Below are 21,253 nucleotides of genomic sequence, written 5' to 3'. Positions count from 1 at the left end.
TTTTTTTATTACTATTCGAATGTTAATATATGATTAAACATACAATTAGCACGAAAATACTGAATGCGTTCTTATTTTCATTCTGTTTTGGTTAAACCATTTATTAGAGAAAGGATGATTTTATGAAGCAGCGAGACATTTTCATTGCATTTTTTCGCAGCAGCATGCTGGGCTATGGCGGCGGCCCGACAACGATTCCGCTCGTTCAAAAAGAAGTGGTCGAGCGGTTTAAGTGGATGGACAATGAAGAATTCGGAGACATTTTAGCGATTGGCAACACGCTGCCCGGTCCTATTAACACAAAAATGGCTGGTTACATCGGGTATCGGATTGGCGGTATTCCAGGCACGATCAACGCAATTTTGGCCACCATTTTGCCAACAATTATTTTAATGATTGTTCTTTTAACAACCTTAAAGACGTTTAAAGACCTGGCTTGGGTACAGGGAATGACGAGGGGTGTTCTACCGGTGGTCGGAGTGATGCTGGCGGTTTTAACAAAAGATTTCCTGCAAAGCTCAGTCAAAGGGTTAAGATGGGCTACCGTGGCGCTTCATGTGATCGCCGCCCTTTTTCTTATTGAATTTCTTCACGTTCACCCTGCTATTATTATTGCGTCTCTTCTCTTATTTGCTTTCTTCAAACCGGTCAAAAAAGAAACGACGAATAAAAAGAAAGGACGGTCCTCATGATTTATTTACATATTTTCTGGGTGTTTTTCATGACAAACATGCTCGGCTACGGTGGCGGTCCGGCGACAATTCCGCTTATTCAAAAGGAAGTGGTGGACCATTATGGATGGATGACGGTGCAGGAATTCAATGAAGCATTTGCGATGGGGAATGCGCTGCCCGGCCCGATTGCGACGAAAATGGGCGGCTACATTGGTTTTCAGGAAGGAGGCTGGCTCGGTGCGTTTCTTGCTGTGCTTGCAACGGTTACACCGTCTCTTCTTTTAATGATCACGCTTATGGGCATTTTATATAAAAACCGGACGTCCCCGCGTGTCAAGCGGATGACCGCTTACGTAAAACCGACGATCGCTGTGCTGCTCGGTGTTATGGCGTTCCAGGCATTTTTCGATTCTTATGTTCAAATCAGTGTGGTTCACATTGTTATTTTGGCGGCCGGAAGCTACTGGCTGATGGAAAAAAGAAAAGTCCATCCCGGTCTCGTCGTCTTGTCTTCTCTTATTTACGGGGCTGTTCTCCTTTCCTGATCGACTAAGCGTGAATAAATTCCTCATTTTCTGTGGAACTTTATTCACGCTTGTTTTTTGTTAATCCGCTTGAAGATAAAAGCTTAAAGGGTTCCCCTTTAAGCTCCGGCTGTCGACAAAGTCGTCAGTCTTTTTTTGAAAGGGCCGATAGATGAAGCAACCAGGACTTCGCTTTCCGCAGAAGTCTGCATTCTTTTTGCTTCACCCCGTTTTTCGGAAGAGCAGCGAATGTTCGTGCCGTTTTTCGGCTGGCTTTTCCGAAAAACAGTGGGCATCGTAACGGTCCCGTTTCGCCGCTGCCGCCAGCGGAGCATGTCCGTGTGGTGAACCGGCTTTTCATGCGATGCTCTTATAGAAACGGCAGCGGCGGGCTTGCAGCGAAGACTCCTGCGGGAAACAATCGAAGACCGTACGCTATCCTTCACTTCCTTCTCCCATCTCTTTTTAGTTAAGACAAAAAATACACTTCATGATAAGGCGGCTCTTTCATCTTTGTTTGCTTTAAGCGCCCTTCCTTCACAAGTTCATTCAATCCTTGGTCAATTTCTTTTAACGAAGCGCCAAATAAATCCGCCATTTTCACTGTGGAGATAACCATATGTTTTGGTTTTTTTGTTGATGAAATAATCATGGTCTGGGCGCGTTGAAACAGTATTTCTTTATCCATTGGAACTCCTTCTTTCTTAAATAAAAGTAAAAACGTTAATAATTTTCCCCAAAAACGTAAACAATATTGCTTGAAAAGATTAGGAGGGTTTTCCAATGGGATATCAGCCCCCAAAGAAAATTGCAAATATAGCAGTAGAAGCAGGTAAAACAAAAGCAGAGCTCCCATTTCAAAGCATGCTCCTGCTGGGTTTTTTGGGAGGCGCCTTTATATCAATCGGCTTCCTTCTAACCATTAGGGTAACCGGTAATTTACCAGAGGACTGGGGGTCATTTGGGTCATTCTTAGGTGCAGCGGTTTTTCCACTTGGCCTTGTTTTAATCCTTATCGCAGGCGCTGAACTGTTAACGGGCAATATGGTGGCCGTCACAATCGCGTGCCTAAGCAAAAAAGTGACCGTCCAAAAATTGCTTTTCAATTGGTTCTGGATTACGATCAGCAATTTTATTGGTGCCGTTTTCGTGGCGTACGTTTTTGGGCATATTGTAGGTTTAACAGAAACCGGACCCTTTTTGGAGAAAACCGTTTCAGTGGCAGAAGCGAAATTAGAAGAAAGTTTTTGGCAGTGCTTTTTCTCCGCCATTGGCTGTAACTGGCTTGTAGGTCTTGCTGTATGGCAGTCCTACGGCGCAGAGGATATAGGCGGGAAAATTTTGGCCATCTGGTTTCCGATTATGGGGTTTGTCGCCATTGGCTTTCAGCACGTCGTTGCTAATATGTTTATCATTCCGGCGGCGATTTTTGCGGGACATGCTGACTGGACAGATTATATTCAAAACTTTATCCCTGTTTTTTTAGGAAATGCGGTCGGTGGATCTATATTCGTTGCCTCCATTTATTGGATGGCTTATTTAAAAGCTGATTCACCGACATTATCCAATGAAAAAGAAACATACAAAGCTTAATATTCTATAAAGAACGTAACGGAGGAAAAACGATGAATGAAGCTGGTTTTTCAATTGAGATTAATGGAAAGTCGTATAGTGCAAAGCCCGGGCAAACGATTTTGGATGTGGCCAGAGCGGGCGACTTATTTATTCCCGGTCTTTGTTATACGCCTGACCTTGGCAGTATTCAAACATGTGATACCTGTTATGTAAACGCAGGCGGCGAATTAGTCAGGTCCTGTGTGACAAAAGCAGCACCCGGCATGGTCGTCGATACGGAATCCGAGCTTGTGCAGGAAGCGCAGTATGAGGGCATGTCCCGCATTTTAAAAAACCATGAGCTATATTGTACGGTGTGTGACAACAATAATGGGAACTGTACGGTGCATAATACGGTCGAACATATGGGACTCGCCCATCAAAAATATCCGTTTGAAGCAAAGCCTTATGCGCCTGATAACTCTCATCCCTTCTACCGATATGAACCGGATCAATGTATTCTCTGCGGCAGGTGCGTCGAAGCATGCCAGGACCTGCAGGTGAATGAAACGTTAACGATTGACTGGAGCCGAAAAGTGCCCCGGGTTATTTGGGATAATGATGTGCCGATTGACCAATCGTCTTGTGTGTCGTGCGGCCATTGCGTAAATGTATGTCCATGTAATGCATTAATGGAAAAATCTATGCTTGGAGAGGCCGGTTACTTAACCGCCATCCCACCAAAGGTTCTCGGGCCAATGATTGATATGACAAAAGAAGTAGAACCCGGATATAAAGAGATTTTTGCCATTTCAGAAGTCGAAGCAGCTATGAGAAAGTCCCGCATTAAACGTACGAAAACAGTGTGTACGTATTGCGGTGTTGGCTGCAGCTTTGAGGTATGGACAAAAAATAGAGAGATCTTGAAAATTCAGCCGCTGGAAGAAGCGCCTGCTAATGGCATTTCCACTTGTGTGAAAGGCAAATGGGGCTGGGATTACGTAAACAATGAAGACAGATTAACAAAACCTTTGATTCGTAAGGGCGACGAGTTTGTTGAAGCCACTTGGGACGAAGCACTTGACCTTATTGCAGAAAAACTGGGCGGTGTGAAAGAAAAATATGGAGCGGATTCCATCGGGTATATCGCCTCGTCCAAATGCTCTAATGAAGAAAATTATCTTTTTCAAAAGTTTGCACGCGGCATTATGGGAACCAATAATATTGATAACTGTTCACGCTACTGCCAATCTCCGGCAACAGCCGGGCTAATGAGAACAGTAGGACTCGGAGGAGACGCAGGAACAATCCATGACATATCGTCGGCTGAGCTTGTGATCGTCATTGGGGCAAACCCGGCTGAATCGCATCCAGTCCTCGCTACACGCGTCAAGCGTGCGCATAAACTTCATGGCCAAAAATTAATTGTCGCCGATTTAAGAGGAAATGAACTGGCAGAGCGGGCAGATTTATTTATTCATCCTAAACCAAGCACAGATCTTATCTGGATTAATGCTGTAACAAAATACATCCTCGATATGGGATGGGAAGACAAAGAGTTTCTTCAAAACAGAGTGAATGGTATGGACGAATACGTAAAGTCTTTAGAAAAATTCACATTAGCGTATGCCGAAGAAAAAACGGGGTTACCACAAGAGATTTTGATCCGGATTGCCACGATGATCCATGAAGCAAACTCGGTTTGTGCTCTGTGGGCAATGGGGATCACGCAGCACCAAGGTGCAACCGATGCAAGTACAGCGATTTCCAATCTTCTCTTGATCACAGGAAATTATGGACGCACGGGTACAGGAGCTTATCCGCTGCGTGGGCATAATAACGTTCAAGGTGCATGTGATTTTGGCACAATGCCGGCCTGGTTTCCGGGCTACGAACCGGTACAAGATCCAAAAGTCCGTGAGCGGTACGAAAAAGCATGGGGAACAACCATCCCATCAGAGCCGGGGCATGATAACCACCATATGGTTGAGGCCATGCATGAAGACAAATTAAAGGCTCTTTATTTGTTCGGAGAAGAAATGGCGCTTGTCGATGCTAACTCGCACTTTGTTCAATCCGCCTTTGAAGGCCTGGAGTTCTTTGTTGTTCAGGACATTTTCTTTAGTAAAACTGCGCAATATGCAGACGTCGTGCTGCCGGCTGCCCCTAGCCTTGAAAAGGATGGAACATTTGTGAATACAGAGCGGAGAATTCAGCGTTTTTATAAAGTTCTTGAGCCGCTGGGCGATTCAAAGCCTGATTGGGAAATTTTCCAGCTGATCGCAAACCGGTTTGGTGCCAATTGGAATTACAAGCATCCAAGTGAAATCATGGACGAAGCAGCTAGTCTTGCCCCACTGTTTGCTGGTGTAAGTTATGAGCGTCTGGAAGGATTTAAATCTCTTGTGTGGCCTGTTTCAGCTGATGGAAAAGATACACCGCTCCTTTATACGGAAAAGTTTGCTTTCCCGGATGGCAAAGCGAAACTCGTACCGGTTGATTGGACACCTCCGTTTGAAGCAGGTGACGACTACGACCTGCACTTAAACAATGGACGTATCCTTGAACACTTCCATGAAGGAAACATGACGTATCGAAATGAGGGTCTGACACATAAAGTACCAGAAGTATGGCTGGAGGTTTCACTGGAGCTTGCGAAGGAACGAAATCTAGAAGACGGAAGTTTGGTCGGTCTGACGTCACCTTACGGATATGTGGAGGTAAAAGTCGTTGTCACAGACCGGGTGAAAGGCAAGGAACTTTATTTGCCAATGAATACGCGTGAGGACAACGAAGCGGTCAACTATCTAACAAGCAGCTATCATGACTACATTACCCATACACCGGCCTACAAAGAAATGGGTGTAAAAATGGAAGTGCTTGAGCAAAAAGGCGAGCCGCCGCTGCCAAAGCATAATCACCGTTTCGGCAACAGGGTCCCGCAGATCAGTGTAAAAGTCGAAGAAAAATGGAACCGCTCAGACTTTACACCAATCCATGAAATGGTTAAGGAGGATGAACATGGCACAGGCGATCAGGCAAATCAAAAAAGAAGTTCCTAATCAACAGGAGGAACAGGCTCAAGCTTCCGCGGAGATTATGAAGGAATTGACGGAGAATAAAGAAGCTGTTATGGCATCCATTCAATTAATGAAGGGCCTGCATGAGATGGGGATTTACGATGCGCTGAGAGGGATGCTCGATAATCGGACAGAAGTCGGCGCTATTGCCATTCAGCAAATGAATCAGCCGATGATGCACAATGTCATTAAAAATGGCATGAATGGCGTTAAATTTCTTGGCTCTCTCCCCTCAGGCGATACGGAGAAATTGATAGGAGGAATCGGTCTCGGGCTTAAAAAAATGTCCGAGGCTGGGCAAAAAGGAGAAAGCCAAAGCTTGTGGAAAATGAGAAAAAAACTAGGGAGCCCGGAAATGAAAGCCTCCATAGCTGCCATGGCTGCATTTATGGAAGGAATGGGCACTGCTTTTGCGCAATCACCACATAAAGAACAAGACAAGAAAGGGTGAAAAACGTGCAATCCAGTAACATCGTTGTTAAAGATATGCACAGCATGAAAGATGCAGATGCCGTACTTAATGCCATTCTTGCTGTTTGGGGAATCAACCAGGCGGAAATCAATTTGGAAAAAAAGGAAGCCGTGTTTACGTATGATGAACGAATGGCTTCTTTCCATGATTTTGAGCAAGCCATTATCGATTCAGGTTTTCCTATCTACTCGGATGACCGTGATAAATTAAATGTGAAGGAAGGAAATGAATCTAATGAAAGTATGTGAAATCTGCGGCTCAATTAATGAAGCAACAGAGTTAGACAATGAAGAAAATCCTTCGAAAATTTTGCATATATGTGAAAATTGCAGAGAAGAAAGAAAAACGGCGCTCGATTAAAGAGCGCCGTTTTTCTTTTTTAATCAACAGGACAAACAAACTCGCCACCGCACAAAAAACGCTCATGTGTACGAATTGAACATGTTAAACAACCCACCTGTAATGAATTCGTTTCAAACCGTCACCTTCAATCTACATGGTTATTATATTGTAAAATAGCAGCTTTGCATTTTACAACAACCGTTTTGAAGAAGAAACATCACTGTATGCTTAATGATCCGGGTATGTTTCTTGTAAAAATGATATAGATTGATGAATTAACTCTTTTAAAACACCCACCTCAATATCCTCCACTTTATTAATATACACACAAGCTTTTCCGGTTGTATGTTTCCCGAAATTCTTTAACAGTTCCCCACGTTTTGCATCACCCGTCGCAAAATATAAACTGATTTTTGCTTTCCGAGGCGAAAAGCCGACCAGTGGCGCATCGCCCTCATGGCCGGATTCATATTTATAATGATATGAACCGAATCCAATAATACTGGGACCCCACATCTTTGCCTCATAACCTGTTGTTTCTGTGAAAATATCCAGCAGCTTATAAGCATCCTCACGTTTCTTGGGGCTCTCAACCTGTTCAATAAACTCAATGACACTGTTATCCGTTTCTTTTGTCTTTAGCTCATACATGGTGGCAGGCTCCTTTTTTATAAAATAAAAACAGCCCAGTCCTCTTGAGGAGCATGGGCCTGATCACTTAAGATCATTTTATGATAATTGGTCTTTGTGATCAATATTCCAGCTGAATTTATCGACCAATTTAGTTCATCCTATCCATCGACTCCAGTTCAAGCAAAAAAAGTTTAACCGGCTCTTCGTAATGTATACCGATCCAACAGGAATCGTCCGTTTTCTCGTTCCCATAACGTTCCCCTCTTCGTTTACTATACACCGAAATCTTTAAGATAAAGCAGGGAAAGAATGAAAAAGCAAGATACCGTAACTCCTTCAAACTAAAAAAACCGGTCCTCACGCGGAGACCGGAATTAAGCATTTAAACAATATATTTTCAGCCAAAAGTCTTCTTTAAAAAATGATACAATCCGTCCTCTTTATACGAAAACTCGGTTACTTCATCGGCTTGCTCTTTCACAAAGCCGGTCGCGTTTTTCATGGCGACACAGTGACCGACGAGCTTAAATAAAGGCAGGTCGTTTTCCCCGTCTCCAACCGCCATGATCTCTTCTTTTTTCAAGTTGAAACGATCCAGCAATTGAGTGATGCCAGTCGCTTTTGACACCCCATCCACCGTTACTTCCACGTTATGATGCGTAGAAGAAGCAGTCGTGAAGGCAATGCGTTCTTTTACCTGTTCCAACTCCGCTTTCCATTGCTCCATCGCCTGTTTATCGCGGCTGAAAAAATAAATTTTTGCCGCGTTTTCTGTTTGCAGCTCGTCTGTCCAGTGAATTTTTGACTGAACGGCTTCCTGACGCGAAAGCCATTCATTTTCATGCACCGTCTCCGGCTTTGGTTCTGTGGCGGCTTTCGTCATAAATGGACGATCGGTTTTCAATGCAATCCGACCTCCATCATTCGGGTGAATTTCGTAATAAATGCCCCACTCGCCTGCTTTTACCACGAGCTTCTCCACCAAATCAGAAGAAAGTGCATGACCGGAAATTTGATCTTCTCCTAAAAAAGCAGACATCCCGTTTGCCGTTACCGTTCCATCAACATGAAAGTCTGACGGCAGTACATCTCTTGCTTCTTTTAATGTTCGGCCGGTTGCAATGAAAACAAAGACTCCGCGCTCTCGGAGTTCTTTTACATACCCTGTCAGCGTATCGTTGACCGTATTAAATTCCGTCAGTGTTGTTCCGTCCAAATCCAGGACAATTGCTTTGTGCGTCATTAGATCACCTCGAAGTTATGTATTCCTTCTTTATTATGTACTTTTTATCCATATTAATGTCTACTATTTTGATTTTAAAAAAGACTAACCTATCATTCAGCAAGACGGCCGGATTATTCATGATCATGGTCGGATTCCGGATGCTGACGGTCGAATTCGCGGCTAATCCGGTCGTCACGCTCAACAATCCGACCATACACACCTCACTCTGCATATTCTCACTATATACTTTGCTCGGATATAAAAGCTGCATAAACAGTTATTAAAATATATAGATTTTCCTTCATTTATCTCTATGGTATCGTTACCATAGAGATAATATTCAGTACTTTTGTTTATTTTTCAAAAAAATGTAAGAAAATATTATCAAATAAACAGCCCTTGATATTACCCATATGGTATCGTTACCATACTTATTTTAAAAAAATTGCGAGAATATCTTTCTCACAATTTAAGTAGATTGCCGTACAATAATTTCAACCGGTAATTCATAGTGCTGTATGTCGGACTGGTCATCATGCAGCCTGTTTATCATAACCTCCGTTGCTTTTTCCCCCATTTGCTCGACTGGCTGTCTAACGGTTGTCAGTGTGGGTCTGAGGAATGCGGCAAGCGGCTCGTCATCAAAGCCCATAATCGCCACGTCCGCCGGAATATTTACTCCTTGTTGTTCCGCTTGGGCAATCATACCGGCCGCAACCTCGTCGCTTCCGGTAAAGACCGCCGTCGGCCGATCCTCCATTTCCAGTATATACTTAAGTAGCTGCTTCCCGTCCTCGATCGTATGCCGGTCTACAAAAATCCACGTTGGATTTATCGACAGTCCTGCCTCTGCCATCGCTTTTTGGTAGCCTCGGTTACGGTCCTTGTCTTTTCCTTCTTCCGCAAAAAGCCCGCCTGTACAATACCCAATTTTTCGGTGTCCTTTTTCAAGCAAATGTTTTACGCCCAAATACGCCCCTTCGAATTGATTCATTTTAATAACCGGCACAGACGGCTCATTCATGTATTCATTACAAAGCACGACCGGGCCATGCTTTGTAAACGACTGGACTGTTTTCCACTCGTTTTCCATGGCCGTCATAATGACGCCATCTACTTGTTTGGTTTTCAGCAGATTTAAAAAGGCCAGCTCTTTCGCTCGGTCTCCATCACTTTGGCAGATCATCACCTTGTAACCTTCTGCGTGAGCAGCCTGCTCAATGGCGTCTACTAAATAAGCAAAAAAAGGGATTTTCATTTTTGGAACGACGACACCAATGATTGCCGTTGACTGTCCTCTCAGCCTTCTGGCAGCTGGATTCGGATGGTAATCCAGTTCTTTCATGGCTTTGAGTACAAGCGCCCGTTTTTCTTCTGATACGTACGCTTGATTGTTAATGACGCGTGACACGGTTGTTTTCGATAAGCCTGATAATCTGGCCACGTCCATAATCGTTGCCATCTCTTCTCCTCCTTTCCTTTTAAAATAATAAACAGATTTCGTACATTGTATCGCTTAATTAAATTTGAGCGCAAGACCAGCATCAAAAAACAGCCAGAATATGCTCCTGGCTGTTTTTGTCATATGATTATTCCGGTTCCGCTTCCGTCTGAAGCGCTTTAAAAAATTCGAGAATGTAGCGGTAGCTGTTGCCGAAGTCACCGAGCATCCCGTCTTTTGAGCAGTACACGTCAATCGCAGAGCGCATAGGTGTCAGTTTATAAATGGTCACAACCATTCCATACGGTCCTTTCGTGAGCATGATCTCACCGCGCGCCACATCTTCATTCTCTACAATCCACCCGCCAAGCTTGCCGTCCTGCACTACTTTTTTAATATCGTTGATCAGCGATTCCCGGCTTTTTCGGTAATAGCGGGTTTTGAGTGCCGGCTCTTTCGGTTTTTCATTCGTTTCTTCATGCTTTCTCCAAATTCCGGTTATAATTCGTATCGTTGACATATTGCCTCCCAAAGAATTTATTTTTTTAATGGCAGCCAGTTGAGCACATCTTGAATCTTTCGGTCCCAATATCCCCACTCGTGCTCTCCTGTTTCAAATTGAGTCGTTAATCCATATGCCGTCTTTTCGCCTGCTTCCTTAAAACGGACGTTATCTTCATAAAGAAAGTCCTCTGTACCGCAGCATTGATACAGCATCGGCTTTTGTTCAGCTTGCTGGGATTTTTCTATTAATTTAAATAGATCATGCTCTGTGCCGGAAATGTCCTCATCGCCGAATACAAGCTGGAAAACGCGCTCGCGATCCCCTGCGCTTACTCTGCTTACAATATCAACCGCGCCGGACAAACTCGCTGCCGCGCTAAATTGCTCCGGCCGGGACAGCGCCCATTTGAACGCACCGTATCCTCCCATTGAAAGCCCTGCCACAAAATTATCTTCCCGTGCATCAGACAACGGGAAAAACGACCGCGCTACTGCCGGCAATTCTTCCGTTAAAAAAGTCCAATACCGATTTCCGTATTTCATATCGGCATAAAAGCTATGGTGCATTTGCGGCATCACGACAGCGAGCCCTAGCGGCGCCACATACCGTTCGATCGATGTCCGGCGCGTCCAAATCGTATCATCATCACTTAATCCATGAAGCAAATAGAGCGTCTGATGCTTATCACCAGCTTTTTTATTTTGCATTCCAATTTGTGAGTTGGTTTGCTGTGGAAGAATAACAGTCATGGACGTGCTTAAATTTAATACCTCAGAATAAAATTGACATTGAATAAGGGCCATTTTCTCCATCCTTTTACTATCTCATAATATTTCAGAATATTTCTATTATATCATTCTCTATTCATCATCTGAAGAAATACGTTCATTTGCGGAAAAAAGAATTTTTTCTTCATATTGGAATGCAACTTTCGGCTTGTGGGTAAAACAAAAGCATGTTTATTTAACTCATGGAGGGTCGAAAGGGGCGTGTACAATGATTGATAAAAATCAAATTCACTATTCGGCGCGTAATTTATGGTCTGGCTTTTTGTTTGGGGTTGGTTTTGTTGCTTTTTTTGATGAAACGGTCTTTCACCAATTGCTTCATTGGCATCATTTCTATGACAAATCCACAACTAACGCTGGACTCGTCTCAGATGGATTCTTTCATGCGTTTAGCTGGTTTGCAACAGTGGGCGGATTGTTTTTATTCGCGGATCTTCGGCGTCGAAATGCCCTTTGGCTGAAAAGATGGTTTGGCGGTTTACTGCTTGGGGCCGGTTTGTTTCAGCTATATGACGGAATTATCCAGCACAAATTAATGCGGCTTCATCAAATTCGCTATGTGGAAAATGTTTTGCTTTATGACCTTATCTGGAATATTAGTGCGGTCCTCTTGATCACGATCGGAGCCTTCATTGTGATCCGCACAAGAAAAGGTGATTCATATGAGCATTGACCATCAGACACATTCAGTTGCTGGAGATGCATCTTCGCTTTTATTAACAGTGCCTTTTTGGTTCGGATTGATTTTATATATTTGGGCTGCCGTTCGTTTCAGCCATCTTCATAAAGTATGGCCTATTTATCGTTCGGTTCTTTGGACAGCTGGTATTGCGTGCGCATTAATAGCAGTCGCCGGGCCTTTAGCTGAAAAAGCACACACTGATTTTACTGCTCATATGGCCGGCCACCTGCTGCTCGGTATGCTGGCACCGCTTTTAATGGTAGTGGCGGCGCCAATCACACTCCTTTTACGGACCATTCCTGTCCGGCAGGCGCGGCTCCTCACACGTCTTTTAAAAAGCCGTCCAACCCGATTCTTGACTGATCCGGTTACTGCCTCTATCTTAAATGTCGGCGGACTATGGATTCTCTATACAACCAGTTTGTATACACTAATGCATGAAAGCCAACTATTTCATTTTCTTATTCATGTACACGTATTTTTAGCCGGTTACTTGTTTACCGCTTCAATTATGTATATCGATCCGGTCTCTCACCGCAGAAGTTTTCTTTACCGGACTATTGTGCTCGTTTTCACGCTGGCCGGACATGGCATTTTATCGAAATACCTTTACGTCCATCCGCCTGCAGGGGTGCCCGCCGTCCAAGCAGAAGCGGGCAGTATGCTTATGTATTATGGCGGAGATGCCATTGATCTTGTGCTTATTGTTGTCTTTTGTTTTCAATGGTATAAGGCCGCCCGTCCAAGGACTGCCCTTGCTTAAGCACTCATCCGGCAATCCATCAGTAATTTACCGATAAATATGTTTATAAAAAAAGAGCCTCAAACACACAAACGGACCTGCGATGGCGCAATAACACATGTATCGCGCCATCTATTTCGGGAAATGAGCCGAAATTCTAGAAGATTACGCCGTTCTCATCAAAAGGGTGTCCCGAAAGTCTGCAGAGCTGACTTTCGGGACACCCTTTTTCCTTATAACTTCACTTTTTGAAGCCGCAGTGCATTTAACACAACCGACACAGAGCTGAACGCCATTGCCGCTCCGGCAAGCCATGGAGCGAGGAATCCAAGTGCCGCGATCGGAATGCCGAGCGTGTTATAGCCGAACGCCCAAAACAAGTTTTGCTTCACGTTGCGGATCGTAATTTTGCTCATGTAAATCGCGTCGGCAATGCTGTTCAAGTCGCCGCGGATCAAGGTGATGTCCGCTGCCTCCATGGCGACGTCTGTTCCCGTGCCGATTGCCATACCGATATCAGCTGTCGCGAGTGCAGGCGCGTCGTTAATGCCATCACCGACCATAGCAACATGTTTGCCTTGTTCCTGCAGCTTTTTCACTTCATCTGCTTTTCCTTCAGGCAGCACTTCCGCAATGACGTGATCAATGCCGACCTGGCGGGCAATTGCCTGAGCAGTCTGTTCGTTATCGCCGGTCATCATGCTTACATGAAGACCCATGTCTTTCAAGCGGCGGACAGCTTCTTTTGACGTATCTTTCACTGTATCCGCTACCGCGACAATACCGGCGTACTGGCCATCAATCGCCACCAGCATTGCGGTTTTCCCTTCTTTTTCAAACTCGTTCATTTGATTTTCCGCGCTAAGAATATCAATGCGCCATTCATTCATGAGCTTGCGTGTTCCCACCAGCACTTCTTTGCCTTCAACGACGGATTGAATGCCAAAGCCCGGAATCGCTTCGAATTGTTCGCTCTTTTTTAGCGTAATGCCCTTTTTCTGAATGCCCGTTACGATCGCTTCGGCAAGCGGGTGCTCAGACTGCTTTTCGGCCGCGCCGGTTAAAGCAAGAAGTTCTGCTTCCTCTATTTCGTTTGTAATCACATTTGTTAAAACCGGGGTGCCGTTTGTGACGGTACCTGTTTTATCAAGAATGATCGTATCCACTTTATGCGCCGTTTCTAAATGCTCGCCGCCTTTAAACAAAATGCCATATTCCGCCGCGCGTCCAGACCCTGCCATAATGGACGTTGGTGTTGCAAGTCCGAGCGCACACGGGCAGGCGATCACAAGAACCGCAATCATTTTTTCCAGTGCTTCGGCGAAATTACCCGGTTCGACGAGCAGGAACCAAACGAGAAATGTAACGAATGCGATACCGACGACAATTGGCACAAAAATGCCAGAAATTTGATCAGCAAGCCGCTGAATTGGCGCTTTCGATCCTTGTGCCTCTTCCACTGTTTTAATAATTTGCGCCAATGCTGTATCCCGGCCGACTTTTGTTGCTTCCATTTTCAAAAATCCATTTTTATTGATCGTAGCACCGATAACATCATCGCCATACTTTTTATCAATAGGAAGACTTTCACCTGTCAGCATCGATTCATCCACTGCGGACTGCCCTTCGATGACACGGCCGTCGACAGGGATTTTTTCACCAGGCCGGACATGAACTATGTCACCTGCTAAAACCTGCTCAAGCGGCACTTCGATTTCTGTGCCATCCCGCTCAACGATGGCTGTTTTGGCCTGCAAGCCCATCAATTTTTTAATCGCTTCCGACGACCGGCCTTTCGCTTTTGCTTCAAACAATTTCCCCAACAAAATAAGTGTAATCAAAATCGCACTCGTTTCATAATAAAGCTCAGGCGCATGACCGCTATGGCCAATTGACTGAAACGATAAGTACAAGCTGTAAAAGTAAGCGGCAGATGTGCCGAGCGCCACAAGCACGTCCATGTTGGCGCTTTTATTTTTTAATGCTTTATATGCCCCGATATAAAACTGGCTGCCGATGATAAACTGAACCGGCGTCGCCAGCACCAGCTGCATCCACGGATTCATGAAGAGATCCGGTACGTACAGGCCGGACGTAAACTCAAAGTGTCCGGCCATCGCCCATAAAAGCGGCAGGGACAAAAGAGCAGAAATCGTAAACTTTGTCGTCTGCTTTTTAATTTCTATTTGCCGGTAATCAACGGATTCTTTGTCCCTGTCTTCTTTTAACAGCGCACCGTAGCCAAGCGAATCTACTTTCTTCATAATATCGACCGCCGATAAAACAGAAGAGTTGTATTCGACTGTCGCGCGTTCCAATGCAAGATTAACGTTGGCATTCGTCACGCCATCAAGCTTGTTTAATCCTTTTTCAATCCGCGTTGCACACGCGGCACACGTCATGCCGGTAATCGAGAATTCATCTTTTTCCACCACGACGTCGTAGCCAAGATCGCTTATTTTCTTCTGCAGGTCCGCTTCGCTTATTTTGGATGGATCATACGTAACGTTTGATTTTTCAAGCGTCAAATTGACCGTTGCCTGCTCCACACCATTGAGCTTATTAAGCCCCTTTTCAATCCGGGTCGCACAAGCCGCGCATGTCATGCCGGAAATTTGCATATTTGCTTCTTTTGTTTGGGTACTCATAATAACCCCTCCCATACCCATATAGGGTATAAAATTGTTCGAAAAGAACGTGCTGATATCGATCAGCACGCTTTTGTTTTTTACACAACATCGTATCCTTGGTCATCAATCGTTTCTTTAATTTGATCGAGTGTTACTTTTGAGGCGTCGTATTGAACATCTACTTTATTTTCGTCCAGATGAACGCTCACAGACTGAACTCCATCCAGCTTGCCGACGCTTCCTTCTACCGCTTTTACACAATGTCCGCATGACATGCCCTGCACATTTAATATCGTTTGTTCCATTCCAATCGTTCCCTTCATTATTTTTTCATTAATCGCTGAATCGTCACAAGCAGTTCATCGACGATTTCTTCATCGCCTTCTTGAATGCGTTCGACGACACAGCTTTTCAAATGGCCTTCAAGCAATAGTTTCGCCACGCTGTTTAGTGCTGATTGTGTGGCGGAAATTTGGGTAATAATATCGTCACAGTAAACGTCTTTTTCAATTAATCCTTTAATGCCGCGGATTTGCCCTTCCACCCGGTTCAGCCGAGTCACCAAGTTTTTCTTCGTTGCCTCAGAATGATGGCTTTTCCGGTCAGACAGAGAACCGCAAGCGTGAAGGTCCATTTCTTCCATCCCATCCGCCTCCTTAACAACAATTTACTATACCCCCCTATCGTATGTAAAGCATTTTGCTTGCGTCTCTATTCCTTTTTCGTTTTTTTCGAAAATTGCTTGAACAAAAAGGCCGGCAGCACCGGTACAATCAAAAACAAACAAATACAGAGAAGCGATTCCATTCGATAATGCCCAAGATAACGGGTATGAAAAGCGGTGCTGGATAACGTCATACAGCCAATGCCCAGTAAAATAAAAAATGCGGGAAGCATCTTTTTCATTTTTCTTCACCTGCATTCCGTTCCAATGGAAAAGATAAAATAAATTCCGTTCCTTTCCCTATTTCACTTTCGACTTGAATATCCCCATTTAATCGCTCAACAAGATTTTTCACAATCGCAAGCCCAAGCCCTGTCCCTCCGGATGCGCGGGAACGGGATTTTTCCACCCGGTAAAACCGTTCAAAAATAAAAGGCATATCTTCTTCTTGAATCCCCATTCCTTCGTCCTTCACGAAAAGAATAAATCGGCTCTTTTTGGTACGCGTGTAGATGTGAATATTTGTTTCCACTTCACTGTACCGGATCGCATTTTCAACGATATTCAAAACGGCCTGTTCAAGCCGGATCGGATCAATGTGGAGCTTCAATAACTCACTGGAAGTGTCGAAAATAACATCGATCTTTTTTTCTGATGCCTTCAGTCTGGCTTTGGCGATAGCGCTTTTCAATACATCATCCACTTCAACCCATTCCGGATGCAGATCCAATTTTCCTTCTTCCATTTTGGCCAGCTCAAACAAATCATTAATCAGTGCTGTCAGTCGTTTCGACTCGTCTTCAATAATGGCCGCATACTGCTGTTTTTCCGCTTCGTTTTCGATCATGCCTTTTCGGAGCACTTCCGAATACCCTTTAATATACGAAATTGGTGTCCGCAGTTCATGTGAAATGTTGGCGAAAAACTCACTTCGGCTCGTCCTGTATTGCTTCAGCTCTCGTCCAAGGTCATTAATGGCAACAGCCAATGTGCCCACTTCATCTCTTGTCGTAACAGGCAGCACCGTCGATAATTTTCCGCGCGCCATGTCGCGTGCCGCTTTTTCCATTTGCAAAAGCGGTGAGGCCAGACGCCGCGAAATAAAATACGTGAAACCCACAGCGATCAACAGCGCGCCGACAGCAGAGACGAACAGCCATTTTCTGACTTCCTTAATCGATTGCTGCACACCGTCCATATTGGATGCAACAACCAGGCCGCCGTTCACTTCACCGTCTATAACAATTGGTTTCCCGGCTAAAAAAAGCGGCTGTGCGGACGATGTATACTCAAGCCCGACAGACCGGTTTTGTGCGATCGGAGCGAATAATTCGGTCATGACACGGCTTCCTTCTTGAAAGGAGGCGCCTGCAGTTGAACGCAAAATGACCCCTTCTTTGTTAAAAATGAGGAAATCAGCATTGATTAAATCGGACAGCATATCAAACATATGGTACGAATTCACATCTTCCACGTCCGTAATCATTGCTGAATACTGGCCGGCAAAATATTCGGTCTGCTTTTGCTGCTGATTTGTGTAAAACGACGTAAATAGTTGATCAATCGTATACATAAGCGGAAGCAATACGACCAGAAACAGCACGATAATACTGCCTCCGAGCTTGACGGTAATACTGTTCCATTTCATGATGGCTGCCCCGGTTCTTGAAATTTATAGCCGACGCCCCATACGGTTTGAATCGGATCATATCGTGTGCCGGCCTCGCGAATTTTGGTCCGGATGTTTTTTACATGGCTGTCTACCGTCCGCGTATCACGGCGGTCCGCAAATCCCCACAAGCGGTCCAGCAGCATATCACGTGTAAATACGCGTTTCGGACTGAGGGCGAGCGTTTCAATAAATTCGTACTCTTTTGGCGTTAAATCCAGCTTTTCTCCATTTATGAATACTTCATAGCTTTGCCGGTTGATCGTAAAAAAACCATTGCCAAATGTAACCGGGCTGTCCTCTGAAAGCGGCGTTTGCACATCAGAGCGCCGAAGCAGGGCTTTCACTCTCGCCAACAGCTCTTCCGGATCAAAGGGCTTCACTAAATAATCATCCGCCCCGATTTCCAGCCCCCGTACTTTATCCTTCACTTCATTTCTCGCCGTCAGCATTAAAATCGGCATTGCATGGCGCTCTCTAATCACCCGGCACGTTTCCCAGCCGTCCATGTCCGGCATCATGACATCAAGCAAAATCAAGTCAACCGTCCGTTTTTGAATAACTAAAACGGCTTCTTTTCCGCTGGCACACTCTGTTACGTCGTACTCTTTTTTTAAGTGAATCGCAAGCAGGTTTCTCATTTCCCATTCATCATCGACAATCAAAATCGATTTTTTCATCTGTCTATACCCCTTATCGTGTACCGGTTACTACAAGTGTAGTACGATTCAAGCCTGCCTGCATAATCAGGTGCTTGTTAGTGACTGCCATGCCCTTCGCCGTCCGCCTGCACAATTTCCAGCTTATCATCCAGAATACCTTGTGTTTCAAATGAAATAGAATCCTGTCCGCCAACAATAAATCCATGATTGTACGGACCCTGCGTCGGATCTTCTTCAAACGTTGGCTTGATCGTGGCAAGGAAATCATAGACCGGTTCCGTTACTTTCCCTTCTTCAAGCCATAAAACCGGCGCATGTTTGCCTAAATGGGAAAATGGAGCGGCCGCCAGCGCTAAATCGGGTGTCGCGCTCGAAACAAACGATACACCGTGACCAGGCTCGGTTAATCCCCAGCCAAATGATGTTTCTTCATCTTTAAATTTGGCAAATTCAATGGAAGTTGATACCGGGTCTTCTCCTGCGATTCTCGTCACCTTCCCATATTCATTCAGTTCTGTTTCAATTTCTTTTGAAATAACTGAATCCGGTCCGAGTAAATAAAGCGACGCATTTTCACGCTGCCCAAGCGCTTGTTTTGTTGCTTCCGGAATCCCGCCTTTCGTCACGTACAGAACCGGCTCCGGCATATGGGCAATCCAGTTAATAGCAGGGATGGAGAAAGCTTTTGCTGCTTCGTCCGCTGAGACGATAATTACGCTTTCCGGATACTCGTCTCCTGAAACGGATGCATATTTTTCATCAACAGCCGCCGCAAACTGGGCCGGGTCCGTTTCTTCTATCGCTTCTACTTGAAAGCCTTCAAGCTGGCTTTTTACCCCTTCCGATAAGTCGCCCATGATCATCACCTGCGTGCCTTCTTCATTGCCTTTTGGGTTAAGCCGCTTGATTTCATTTAATGTATCCGTTGATAATTCATTTTTATCGGTAACCAGTATAGGTCCGTTGTTTGGATGATGAATGAGGTCTGCCGCTGCCAAGGTTATTTGCCAGCTGTCATCCGGTACTAAAATAACCGTGCCCGGCTGGCTTTCTGTGTGTGTTGCCGGCCAAATCGTCTGCGATACAAGAACAGATGCTCGCACCGGGTCCTGTGCGTCAAGACGCGTTGTGTTTTTTGTATTCATGACCTGCACATTTTCCGCCGCGTTTTCGTTCATCGTCTCCGGCGCAGCCGCAAATTGAGCAAGCAGATCATTGGAGACTTCAGTGCTTCCTTGCGAATTCCCCATATTTTTATCCGTGTTTTCATGATTCATATTTTCATGATCCATGCCGTCCATCTTGTCTGTTTCATCTTTGCTGCATGCTGCAAGCGCTGTTGAAAGTGCTGCGGTTAAAACCAGTCCTTTAAATGCTTTTTTCATGTTCATTTCCCCCATTCATGTAGGTGTTTTCTTTTACTGTACCTGGGAAATGTGCAGAATCTATGGATTTTGTTTTTTGTGTGTAAAGAAAAAGGAGACGGTTAAAAGAAGAAGGAATTGGGATGAACGAACAACATGTAAAAGAGTGTATTCAAGCTTGTCTGAAGTGCTTAGAAGCGTGCAACACATGTTTTGATCGATGCCTGCAGGAAGCAGATGTGAAATAGAAAAAAGCCGGAGGAATTTTTCTCCAGCTTTTTTTCTTTTTCTTAATGCCGCGGTGCCCAAAGCATAACTGCTACACCGACGAGGCAGATGCCTGCTCCAATCCAATCGTACAGATCCGGTGCTTTTTTGTCGACACCCCATCCCCATAAAACGGACAAAACAATAAACACACCGCCGTAAGCAGCGTAAACACGGCCAAATGAAGGAAATGTTTGAAACGTTGCAATGACCCCATATAATGCTAACGCGACACCGCCAACAATTCCCCACGTAAATGGCCTGCCTTCCCTGAGCCAAAGCCAGATAAGATAGCCACCGCCGATTTCTGCCAAGCCGGCTAATAAAAACATCATCATTGAATACAGCACTTTTCTCACACTTTCTTAATTGCAAGTTTCGCAGCCCGCGATTCCTTCTTTATCAATTTGAATGGTCACATGATGCAGCTCAAATTCATCGTGCAGCATTTTTTTTGCTTTTGAAAGAACCATCTGCTCGTCTTCACTTTCTTTTACGACCAAATGACAGCTGATCGCCGGAAAATCAGATGTAATAGACCAAATATGCAGGTCGTGAACACTTTGGACTTCATGTAATGAGAGAAGCTTCTCTTTTACGTTGTCGGAGTCGATATTAGACGGTGCCCCCTCCATCAAAATGTGAACTGAATCTCGTGCGACCCGATACCCGCTTATAATAATCAAAACGGCCACAATGATACTCGCGATCGGATCGGCGATATTCCAGCCGAAAAATAAAATAAGCAGCGCGGCCAAAATGGCGCCGACCGAACCAAGCAGATCGCCTAACACATGAAGAAAAGCGCTTCTGACATTAAGGTTTTCATCTTTATCCCCTCTCATCAGGATAAATGCCGCTGCGATATTCACGACCAGTCCAAGTGTCGAAATAACGAGCATTCCTGTACTAACCACTTCCGGGGGATTCATAAGCCGCTGGTATGCTTCAAAAAAGATATAAACCGAGATGGCGATTAATGTGATTCCATTAATAAACGCCGCTAAAATTTCAAACCGCTTGTAGCCGTACGTTTTTTTGCTGGAGGCTGCCTTTTCACCTAATGTCATCGCCGCATAGCTGAGACCAAGCGCTGCGGCATCGCTCAGCATATGCCCCGTATCGGACATGAGCGCCAAACTGTTTGTTAAAATACCGCCAATGACCTCGACAATCATAAAAGAAGCAATTAGGAAAAACGCCCATTTTAACGCTGATTTATTATTGCTTCCATGGCGATGATGATCATGAGAATGTCCCATCACATTTCACACTCCTTTTGGCCTTTCTTTATTTATATTCAAATAATCATTTGAATGTGTGATTGACTTTTTT

The 21,253-nt window shown here is 44.7% G+C and carries 25 protein-coding genes; 9 read left to right on the top strand and 16 right to left on the bottom strand.

Features of this window, described 5'->3' with window-relative positions:
- Positions 1–122: 122 nt before the first annotated feature.
- Together NLX67_RS13590 and NLX67_RS13585 are read left to right on the top strand one after the other, a co-directional pair.
- On the top strand, positions 123–692 hold the full coding sequence (locus NLX67_RS13590) for a chromate transporter (protein WP_046179519.1): 570 nt from the start codon (positions 123–125) through the stop codon (positions 690–692).
- Positions 689–1,219, top strand: coding sequence for a chromate transporter (locus NLX67_RS13585; protein WP_046179520.1), 531 nt, complete (start codon positions 689–691; stop codon positions 1,217–1,219). The genes NLX67_RS13590 and NLX67_RS13585 overlap by 4 nt, the downstream gene beginning before the upstream one ends.
- A gap of 98 nt (positions 1,220–1,317) precedes the next feature.
- On the opposite strand, the gene NLX67_RS13580 is transcribed toward NLX67_RS13585, so the two are convergent.
- Entirely contained in the window at positions 1,318–1,644 is a 327-nt protein-coding gene (locus NLX67_RS13580; RefSeq protein WP_254312100.1) for a hypothetical protein, read from the bottom strand.
- A 23-nt stretch (positions 1,645–1,667) separates the two neighbouring features.
- Positions 1,668–1,886, bottom strand: a complete 219-nt coding sequence (locus NLX67_RS13575; RefSeq protein ID WP_046179521.1) for a hypothetical protein — start codon at positions 1,884–1,886, stop codon at positions 1,668–1,670.
- Between the two features lie 95 nt (positions 1,887–1,981).
- On the opposite strand from NLX67_RS13575, the gene NLX67_RS13570 reads away from it, so the two are divergent.
- The 4 genes from NLX67_RS13570 to NLX67_RS13555 are packed head-to-tail and all read left to right on the top strand — an operon-like array spanning position 1,982 to position 6,552.
- Positions 1,982–2,791 (top strand): formate/nitrite transporter family protein, encoded by an 810-nt coding sequence (locus NLX67_RS13570; protein WP_046179522.1) that lies wholly within the window; start codon positions 1,982–1,984, stop codon positions 2,789–2,791.
- A gap of 32 nt (positions 2,792–2,823) precedes the next feature.
- Positions 2,824–5,814, top strand: coding sequence for a formate dehydrogenase subunit alpha (fdhF, locus tag NLX67_RS13565; protein WP_254312099.1), 2,991 nt, complete (start codon positions 2,824–2,826; stop codon positions 5,812–5,814).
- Positions 5,774–6,283: a helical membrane plugin domain-containing protein gene (locus tag NLX67_RS13560; protein WP_254312098.1), complete on the top strand. Its 510-nt coding sequence runs from the start codon at positions 5,774–5,776 to the stop codon at positions 6,281–6,283. The genes fdhF and NLX67_RS13560 overlap by 41 nt, the downstream gene beginning before the upstream one ends.
- Before the next feature lie 5 nt (positions 6,284–6,288).
- Entirely contained in the window at positions 6,289–6,552 is a 264-nt protein-coding gene (locus NLX67_RS13555; RefSeq protein ID WP_046179525.1) for a heavy-metal-associated domain-containing protein, read from the top strand.
- Between the two features lie 322 nt (positions 6,553–6,874).
- Here the strand turns inward: NLX67_RS13555 and NLX67_RS13550 are convergent, their stop codons facing one another.
- The 5 genes from NLX67_RS13550 to NLX67_RS13530 all read right to left on the bottom strand — a co-directional run bounded on the left by NLX67_RS13550 (position 6,875) and on the right by NLX67_RS13530 (position 11,253).
- Positions 6,875–7,297: a DUF1801 domain-containing protein gene (locus NLX67_RS13550; protein WP_254312097.1), complete on the bottom strand. Its 423-nt coding sequence runs from the start codon at positions 7,295–7,297 to the stop codon at positions 6,875–6,877.
- Between the two features lie 379 nt (positions 7,298–7,676).
- Entirely contained in the window at positions 7,677–8,522 is an 846-nt protein-coding gene (locus NLX67_RS13545) for an HAD family hydrolase (RefSeq protein WP_254312096.1), read from the bottom strand.
- A 451-nt stretch (positions 8,523–8,973) separates the two neighbouring features.
- Entirely contained in the window at positions 8,974–9,966 is a 993-nt protein-coding gene (locus tag NLX67_RS13540) for a LacI family DNA-binding transcriptional regulator (RefSeq protein ID WP_254312095.1), read from the bottom strand.
- 127 nt (positions 9,967–10,093) lie between these two features.
- Complete coding sequence (locus NLX67_RS13535) at positions 10,094–10,465, bottom strand: hypothetical protein (RefSeq protein WP_254312094.1); 372 nt, start codon at positions 10,463–10,465, stop codon at positions 10,094–10,096.
- Between the two features lie 17 nt (positions 10,466–10,482).
- Positions 10,483–11,253, bottom strand: coding sequence for an alpha/beta hydrolase (locus tag NLX67_RS13530; RefSeq protein ID WP_254312093.1), 771 nt, complete (start codon positions 11,251–11,253; stop codon positions 10,483–10,485).
- A 193-nt stretch (positions 11,254–11,446) separates the two neighbouring features.
- Between NLX67_RS13530 and NLX67_RS13525 the strand changes: the two genes are divergently transcribed.
- Positions 11,447–11,911 (top strand): DUF2243 domain-containing protein, encoded by a 465-nt coding sequence (locus NLX67_RS13525; RefSeq protein WP_254312092.1) that lies wholly within the window; start codon positions 11,447–11,449, stop codon positions 11,909–11,911.
- Positions 11,901–12,683, top strand: a complete 783-nt coding sequence (locus NLX67_RS13520; RefSeq protein ID WP_254312091.1) for a cytochrome c oxidase assembly protein — start codon at positions 11,901–11,903, stop codon at positions 12,681–12,683. The genes NLX67_RS13525 and NLX67_RS13520 overlap by 11 nt, the downstream gene beginning before the upstream one ends.
- A 212-nt stretch (positions 12,684–12,895) precedes the next feature.
- Here the strand turns inward: NLX67_RS13520 and NLX67_RS13515 are convergent, their stop codons facing one another.
- The 7 genes from NLX67_RS13515 to NLX67_RS13485 form a co-directional block, all read right to left on the bottom strand.
- Positions 12,896–15,310 carry a heavy metal translocating P-type ATPase gene (locus NLX67_RS13515; RefSeq protein ID WP_254312090.1) on the bottom strand — a complete coding sequence of 805 codons (2,415 nt, stop codon included), beginning with the start codon at positions 15,308–15,310 and terminating at the stop codon, positions 12,896–12,898.
- Positions 15,311–15,390: 80 nt separating this feature from the next.
- Positions 15,391–15,597, bottom strand: a complete 207-nt coding sequence (gene copZ, locus NLX67_RS13510) for a copper chaperone CopZ (RefSeq protein ID WP_046179537.1) — start codon at positions 15,595–15,597, stop codon at positions 15,391–15,393.
- A 17-nt stretch (positions 15,598–15,614) separates the two neighbouring features.
- Positions 15,615–15,935: a metal-sensitive transcriptional regulator gene (locus tag NLX67_RS13505; protein WP_305882032.1), complete on the bottom strand. Its 321-nt coding sequence runs from the start codon at positions 15,933–15,935 to the stop codon at positions 15,615–15,617.
- 68 nt (positions 15,936–16,003) lie between these two features.
- Positions 16,004–16,198 (bottom strand): hypothetical protein, encoded by a 195-nt coding sequence (locus tag NLX67_RS13500; protein ID WP_254312089.1) that lies wholly within the window; start codon positions 16,196–16,198, stop codon positions 16,004–16,006.
- On the bottom strand, positions 16,195–17,604 hold the full coding sequence (locus tag NLX67_RS13495; protein WP_254312088.1) for a sensor histidine kinase: 1,410 nt from the start codon (positions 17,602–17,604) through the stop codon (positions 16,195–16,197). The genes NLX67_RS13500 and NLX67_RS13495 overlap by 4 nt, the downstream gene beginning before the upstream one ends.
- Positions 17,601–18,305, bottom strand: a complete 705-nt coding sequence (locus NLX67_RS13490; RefSeq protein ID WP_046179541.1) for a response regulator transcription factor — start codon at positions 18,303–18,305, stop codon at positions 17,601–17,603. The genes NLX67_RS13495 and NLX67_RS13490 overlap by 4 nt, the downstream gene beginning before the upstream one ends.
- A gap of 77 nt (positions 18,306–18,382) precedes the next feature.
- Positions 18,383–19,672: a cell wall-binding repeat-containing protein gene (locus tag NLX67_RS13485; protein ID WP_254312087.1), complete on the bottom strand. Its 1,290-nt coding sequence runs from the start codon at positions 19,670–19,672 to the stop codon at positions 18,383–18,385.
- A gap of 122 nt (positions 19,673–19,794) precedes the next feature.
- Between NLX67_RS13485 and NLX67_RS23230 the strand changes: the two genes are divergently transcribed.
- On the top strand, positions 19,795–19,899 hold the full coding sequence (locus NLX67_RS23230) for a four-helix bundle copper-binding protein (protein ID WP_375143380.1): 105 nt from the start codon (positions 19,795–19,797) through the stop codon (positions 19,897–19,899).
- 42 nt (positions 19,900–19,941) lie between these two features.
- On the opposite strand, the gene NLX67_RS13480 is transcribed toward NLX67_RS23230, so the two are convergent.
- Entirely contained in the window at positions 19,942–20,256 is a 315-nt protein-coding gene (locus NLX67_RS13480; protein ID WP_216595826.1) for a YnfA family protein, read from the bottom strand.
- 27 nt (positions 20,257–20,283) lie between these two features.
- Positions 20,284–21,180, bottom strand: a complete 897-nt coding sequence (locus NLX67_RS13475) for a cation diffusion facilitator family transporter (RefSeq protein ID WP_254312161.1) — start codon at positions 21,178–21,180, stop codon at positions 20,284–20,286.
- Between the last annotated feature and the right edge of the window lie 73 nt (positions 21,181–21,253).

This window comes from Domibacillus sp. A3M-37, assembly GCF_024213455.1.
Taxonomy (GTDB): domain Bacteria; phylum Bacillota; class Bacilli; order Bacillales; family Domibacillaceae; genus Domibacillus; species Domibacillus tundrae.
Note: the sequence above shows the minus strand (reverse complement) of the source record. Positions and strands in the feature narration are given on the sequence as shown.

Bases quoted from the DNA above. Each gene is read 5' to 3' on its own strand.
- NLX67_RS13520 (WP_254312091.1), top strand. From the start codon at position 11,901: ATGAGCATTGACCATCAGACACATTCAGTTGCTGGAGATGCATCTTCG.
- NLX67_RS13480 (WP_216595826.1), bottom strand. From the start codon at position 20,256: ATGATGATGTTTTTATTAGCCGGCTTGGCAGAAATCGGCGGTGGCTAT.
- NLX67_RS13495 (WP_254312088.1), bottom strand. From the start codon at position 17,604: ATGAAATGGAACAGTATTACCGTCAAGCTCGGAGGCAGTATTATCGTG.
- NLX67_RS13545 (WP_254312096.1), bottom strand. From the start codon at position 8,522: ATGACGCACAAAGCAATTGTCCTGGATTTGGACGGAACAACACTGACG.
- NLX67_RS13585 (WP_046179520.1), top strand. From the start codon at position 689: ATGATTTATTTACATATTTTCTGGGTGTTTTTCATGACAAACATGCTC.
- NLX67_RS13570 (WP_046179522.1), top strand. From the start codon at position 1,982: ATGGGATATCAGCCCCCAAAGAAAATTGCAAATATAGCAGTAGAAGCA.
- NLX67_RS13475 (WP_254312161.1), bottom strand. From the start codon at position 21,180: ATGGGACATTCTCATGATCATCATCGCCATGGAAGCAATAATAAATCA.
- NLX67_RS13485 (WP_254312087.1), bottom strand. From the start codon at position 19,672: ATGAAAAAAGCATTTAAAGGACTGGTTTTAACCGCAGCACTTTCAACA.
- NLX67_RS13535 (WP_254312094.1), bottom strand. From the start codon at position 10,465: ATGTCAACGATACGAATTATAACCGGAATTTGGAGAAAGCATGAAGAA.
- NLX67_RS13505 (WP_305882032.1), bottom strand. From the start codon at position 15,935: ATGGAAGAAATGGACCTTCACGCTTGCGGTTCTCTGTCTGACCGGAAA.
- NLX67_RS13550 (WP_254312097.1), bottom strand. From the start codon at position 7,297: ATGTATGAGCTAAAGACAAAAGAAACGGATAACAGTGTCATTGAGTTT.
- fdhF (WP_254312099.1), top strand. From the start codon at position 2,824: ATGAATGAAGCTGGTTTTTCAATTGAGATTAATGGAAAGTCGTATAGT.
- NLX67_RS13525 (WP_254312092.1), top strand. From the start codon at position 11,447: ATGATTGATAAAAATCAAATTCACTATTCGGCGCGTAATTTATGGTCT.
- NLX67_RS13530 (WP_254312093.1), bottom strand. From the start codon at position 11,253: ATGGCCCTTATTCAATGTCAATTTTATTCTGAGGTATTAAATTTAAGC.
- NLX67_RS13540 (WP_254312095.1), bottom strand. From the start codon at position 9,966: ATGGCAACGATTATGGACGTGGCCAGATTATCAGGCTTATCGAAAACA.
- NLX67_RS13575 (WP_046179521.1), bottom strand. From the start codon at position 1,886: ATGGATAAAGAAATACTGTTTCAACGCGCCCAGACCATGATTATTTCA.
- NLX67_RS13560 (WP_254312098.1), top strand. From the start codon at position 5,774: ATGGCACAGGCGATCAGGCAAATCAAAAAAGAAGTTCCTAATCAACAG.
- NLX67_RS13515 (WP_254312090.1), bottom strand. From the start codon at position 15,310: ATGAGTACCCAAACAAAAGAAGCAAATATGCAAATTTCCGGCATGACA.
- NLX67_RS13490 (WP_046179541.1), bottom strand. From the start codon at position 18,305: ATGAAAAAATCGATTTTGATTGTCGATGATGAATGGGAAATGAGAAAC.
- NLX67_RS23230 (WP_375143380.1), top strand. From the start codon at position 19,795: ATGAACGAACAACATGTAAAAGAGTGTATTCAAGCTTGTCTGAAGTGC.
- NLX67_RS13500 (WP_254312089.1), bottom strand. From the start codon at position 16,198: ATGAAAAAGATGCTTCCCGCATTTTTTATTTTACTGGGCATTGGCTGT.
- NLX67_RS13590 (WP_046179519.1), top strand. From the start codon at position 123: ATGAAGCAGCGAGACATTTTCATTGCATTTTTTCGCAGCAGCATGCTG.
- copZ (WP_046179537.1), bottom strand. From the start codon at position 15,597: ATGGAACAAACGATATTAAATGTGCAGGGCATGTCATGCGGACATTGT.